Consider the following 5,071-nt stretch of genomic DNA (forward strand, 5'->3'; position numbering starts at 1 on the left):
AATTATCATTGACTGTGAAAAAACACATGTATATGTTTTGAAAAAAATTAAGATTCGGACTTTGAGGTAAAAAATACCAGGTAATGATGACGAAATCACTATATTTAACAAAATACAGAGATAATTAATCAATCTATTGTAAGGTGGATATGAAATATCTATTGGTTAGTATATTAGTATTAAATAGTCTGGCAACTTTTTGTCACGCAGAAATACAATTGTCTAAATCAGATGCTCTCATTTTAGCCAACAAAATATGGCAAAATGAAGGAGATGGGAAAGATCAGTATTTAACTCAGTGGAATGAAGGAGAAACGTTTGCTTCACTGGGAATGGGACATTTTATTTGGTATCCGGTAAATATTAGTGACCGCCCTTATCGTGAATCTTTTACCATATTATTAACCTACCTAAAAGAGAATGGTGTAGAGTTACCCTATGGCATCACACCAAATACACCATGTTTATGGCCCAATCGAACAGCTTTTTATAAGGATTTTGATTCTCCAAAAATGTATGAAATCCGACAATTACTAAAAACAACATTTTTAGAACAGGCACAATTTATTGTTTTACGTTTGCATCAATCTTTGCCTCAGATCATTGTAGCAGCCCCTAAAAAACGTCAACCTTATATCAAAAACCGATTTGAAACTATTGCACAAACACCTAACGGGATTTATGCTTTAATGGATTATATCAACTTTAAGGGTGAGGGAGTTTTCGAAAAAGAACGCTACCAAGGATACGGGTGGGGACTTTTGCAGGTATTGGATGCAATGCCTGAGAACAGTAAAAACAATGTTCTTGCCAATTTTGTTAAAGCAGCTGATTTTGTATTAACAAGGCGTGTAAAATATGCGCCAAAAGAAGAACGCCAGTGGTTAGCAGGGTGGCGTAAGCGATTGCAAACATATTTAGTACAGGAGAGTGACTGAACGTATAATCTCGATGTTTTTTGATAAAGGATTATTTTGGTATCTTTAAGAATATCGATCTTCAAATTCTCTGGACAGGGATAATTAATCTTGAGTGCTGTAATGACTTTAATCTCTAATCAAGATGGGACACCTGATATGATATATTCCCAGTAAAATATCCAATCATTTTTAAAATCCTTGCTTGTAACCCTGAAAATAACCGGTGAAATTCGGTTTATTTTTCTTGTTGAGAAGTATAAGTCAATAATCAAGAATTTGACCCCACACTAACAAATCCCACCTCTTAAACAGAAATTTTTCTCTATTTTTTCCAAAAACAATGACTGCTTAAAACTAATGCAAAGGCGATTGAAAGTTCCAATACAGCCAATGCAATAAGTGCCATATTCTCTCCATATGCAACACCTGATAAATATTTTCCCAATGCAATCATTAAAAATAAAAAGATAAAAAATCGTTTCCGATAGAACTGCCACAGTTTGGGGTTTGTCAATAAATTGATTCGATCTATATTTTTCTTACCTATATTGTAAAATAGATATTTTGCCTTAATCTTTCCGATCACAATTCCACATAAAATAGCCATCAGGATGAATAGTTGATCTGCCCCACCCTTCAGCGCCTCAAGGAATAAGGCGCCACTTTTAGCAATTAAAACAACAATTCCTGTGTACCAAACCAATGCTGCCAATTTTATCAAAATATTTGAGGTGGTATCTAACATAGGATCTCAATATCAAACTCTTATAAAATAATAAACTTTTCACTTTAAGTTTTGTTTCTCCACCATAATCAAACCGGCAGCATAACTTGCATAATCATGGCTTCAGCTTTTACCGGAAAATGGTTTTGATTTGTATCGGTATCTTAAAGATTTTGAAGCGTGGACTATGTCTATTTTTAAACAGTTTTGACAGTTTTTTTAGGGCGACTATTTGAAAAAGATATACCCAGTAATTTTTCAGACGATATAGTCAGGGTTTATACCATTAAACGGTTTGAAGTTATTGAATTATTTTCTTTTTTTCCAAGGTTTAAAAATAGATATAAATACAGTGATCATTAGAATCAAGCACTGGGCAGTTCCAAATATCAGATTCATTTTTTGATTGTACAAATAGTCTGGATTCATAAAGGATTCCATGCCTAATTCCCCAGATATTTCCATCATGTTAGTTTCCCAAGGCCCAAGGTAAAAAGTACCAAACAGAATTGCGAATATGGTCACGATCCATTTAAATATCATCCAACCGTGTTTGAAAAATCCCCAATTACTGAAAGTTGAATAGATTAAACCAGTAAGAAGGCATCCGAATGCACCAGGTATGACGACAACAACCATGTCAACATGGTGAATACTCTGATTAATCCCATACAAAACCTTACCATCGGCTACGTCTTCCTTTAATAAGTATAATAATATTAATGCCAGGGCCCCTCCAACCCAGCTTGAGACTGCAAGTAAATGAAATCCTTTTAACCACTTCAATCCCTTACTTTTTAATCTTATCATGATTTATTCTTCATTTAATTGATTTCATAAGTATTTTCCTTACCCACCCTACACTAATTTATCAAGGGGTAAGTGTCTCACTTATACTGTCACAGAGGGGATGACAAAATTTGTTCATTGGTTCAACAAGAACTAAACTTTAAAGAGAGCTTACTGCGAAACTCCTACCGGATTCCTGTCAGCGAGGCTGAAAATTTATAGCGGCTTTAAAATCATTACCCGTTGGGCTCTGAAATATCCTTAAATCAAATTCAGGGACAATTGCCAGTATATGATCAAAAATATCTGACTGAACCGCTTCAAATTTTGACCATTCAACCTCTTTGCAAAAAACATATGTTTCAATGGGAAGACCATTTTCGGTCGGTTTTAACTGCCGCACCAGAAACGTCATGCCCTGGTTGATATAAGGGTGTCCCTTTAAATAATGAACCAGATAAGCCCGTAGTATGCCGATATTGGTCAACCGACGGATATTGATCTGGTGAGCCGCATTAACCTTTTTATTATAATTTTCCAGTTCGGTTTTTTTTGATGCAATGTATTCAGAAATATACTGTACTTTCTGAAACCGGTCGATCATTTCCTGGTCACAGAATTTAATGGAATTGATATCAATATGAATAGCTCTTTTGATCCGCCTGCCACCCGATTCTTTCATCCCCCGCCAGTTTTTGAATGATTCGCTGATAAGGGCGTAAGTGGGTATCATGGTCACGGTCTTATCAAAATTCCTGACTTTTACCGTTGCCAACCCAAGTTCAATAACATCCCCGTCCGCACTATATTTGGGCATCTCTATCCAGTCGCCAATGGCCACCATCTTATTGGCAGTCAGTTGAATTCCGGCAATGAACCCTAAAATCGAATCTTTGAAAATAAACATAAGCACAGCTGTCATTGCGCCCAAACCACTGACGAGATATAATGGTGTCTTGTTAAAGAGCAGTGAAATGATGAAAATGCCGCAAATAAAATAATAGCCTAACTTTGCCGTTTGGATAAAAATTTTGATGGGTATTTTGCGTGAAACGGTAAATGTATTATAGATTTCATGAGATGCATTTAACAGGGCATCCACTATGAAAACCGAAAGGATCATGGCATACGCTGCCAACCCTTTCTGGATATAAAATAAAGCGAGCGACTCTTTATCAAAAACAGCAGGTACAAGAGAATATAAAATGATGACAGGAACCAACCGGACAGTTTGATTAAAAAAGCCGTGATTCTTAAAGGTATTATCCCAGCTGGATTTGGTTCCGGCTGCCAGCTGATAGACCTTTGGCAAAATGATTTGCCTTGCTATTCTATCAGCGATCAGTGCCAGAATAATAATAAACAAAAAAACCAGGCTTTTTGCCAGAATTATTGTCAGATCTTGACTGAACTCAAATATTTTCAACCAGTTTTGAATTAAGGCAACCATTATCTCCCCGGTTTGGGTATTGAAAAAAACATTGAGTATTGTTATTGCCGTTTTTATACACAATGCCAGGTATTGAATCAATATTTATTATCCAAGGCAAAATTTTTCTATATCTGAAATAGTACAAGATACCATTTGTATTCTTAATAATTTTTAAACAGAAAACGTCCTTAATGGGAAGGGATTTTGAAATAGTAAAAGGTGTTTAATGTGTCTATCTACAGTCACTGAAACCCTTTGCTGGAAATACGTTTAATACTTTTTCCAGTGCTTATGGTGAATCAGATCTCAGAGGCGTTAAAAACTCTTAACCATAGTTCTTTTTTTAATAAAACCCGGCACTATATGTAGTAGTTGGAAAAAAATTCTTTAATTGAAATTTTTAATGTGAGCACATCGAATTAAATCATTATTGAGAGTCAATGATTCTTGCATCAATCTTCTGAACACCCTGTGGCAGTTTCCATAAGGATAATGATTCTTAACTCTTAAAATACCTCTATTGCCCATTTGATATAATTATTTTGAAAAATAATTATAGATTTGATACATGGGAACAAGAAATCAAACAAATCATCCTGAGGAGAATAAAGGGAATGGAAAAAAAGTTAAAATATCGACTCATCACCGGTAAGGATGATGCAAATTTTTGTGAAAGAATATCTAATTTACTTAAAGAGGGTTATCAACTCTATGGTTCGCCATCGGTCACTTATAATGGGAAGGATGTTATTGCTGCGCAAGCCGTAATTTTGACCGAAAAAACCTCAGGTATCTGATACAAACTTTTGATAATATATTCTTTTGGTATCTTTCAGGTTTTAGAATTTCATAAAATCCTAACAAGGATAATTAAGCTTGAGTTTCAGCATTCAGAAATAGGCGACCAATTGATCTGCCAGTCATTACTGAAAATTATTAAGCAATTCTGAGCTTATATACCATTAGTGCTCAAAAAGAAAGCTGCTTAAAGCATATAAAGATTTTACAATCTCTGTTTAACGGGTCACATTTGATAATGGCTTAAAATTCTCTTTGATCACATCTTGCTTAGTGATATTCCTTTGCTTACCTTGCCCTTCACATTCACAAGCAAGGCCATTCATGTTTGCCCAAAGTTTGTTCCCGCTCTCATCTTTAACTCTAACAAAAATACTGCCTTCGTATTCCTCATAGCCGATATATTCA

General features: G+C 35.1%; 6 protein-coding genes. 2 read left to right on the forward strand and 4 right to left on the reverse strand.

Annotation, left to right across the window (positions count from 1 at the left end; genetic code table 11):
• The first annotated feature begins 149 nt into the window (after positions 1-149).
• Positions 150-938: a hypothetical protein gene (locus K8S13_RS14085; protein WP_291463395.1), complete on the forward strand. Its 789-nt coding sequence runs from the start codon at positions 150-152 to the stop codon at positions 936-938.
• Positions 939-1,242: 304 nt separating this feature from the next.
• Here the strand turns inward: K8S13_RS14085 and K8S13_RS14090 are convergent, their stop codons facing one another.
• The 3 genes from K8S13_RS14090 to K8S13_RS14100 all read right to left on the reverse strand — a co-directional run bounded on the left by K8S13_RS14090 (position 1,243) and on the right by K8S13_RS14100 (position 3,883).
• On the reverse strand, positions 1,243-1,665 hold the full coding sequence (locus K8S13_RS14090; protein ID WP_291463397.1) for a hypothetical protein: 423 nt from the start codon (positions 1,663-1,665) through the stop codon (positions 1,243-1,245).
• A gap of 288 nt (positions 1,666-1,953) precedes the next feature.
• Positions 1,954-2,454, reverse strand: a complete 501-nt coding sequence (locus tag K8S13_RS14095) for a hypothetical protein (protein ID WP_291463398.1) — start codon at positions 2,452-2,454, stop codon at positions 1,954-1,956.
• Positions 2,455-2,632: 178 nt separating this feature from the next.
• Positions 2,633-3,883: a mechanosensitive ion channel domain-containing protein gene (locus tag K8S13_RS14100; RefSeq protein ID WP_291463400.1), complete on the reverse strand. Its 1,251-nt coding sequence runs from the start codon at positions 3,881-3,883 to the stop codon at positions 2,633-2,635.
• Between the two features lie 596 nt (positions 3,884-4,479).
• Between K8S13_RS14100 and K8S13_RS14105 the strand changes: the two genes are divergently transcribed.
• A complete protein-coding gene (locus K8S13_RS14105; RefSeq protein WP_291463402.1) occupies positions 4,480-4,662 on the forward strand; it encodes a DUF1737 domain-containing protein in 183 nt (60 codons plus the stop codon).
• Positions 4,663-4,881: 219 nt separating this feature from the next.
• Here the strand turns inward: K8S13_RS14105 and K8S13_RS14110 are convergent.
• A partial coding sequence (locus tag K8S13_RS14110) for a hypothetical protein (RefSeq protein ID WP_291463404.1) occupies positions 4,882-5,071 on the reverse strand: 190 nt, incomplete at its 5' end.

Source organism: Desulfobacula sp. (genome assembly GCF_021107415.1).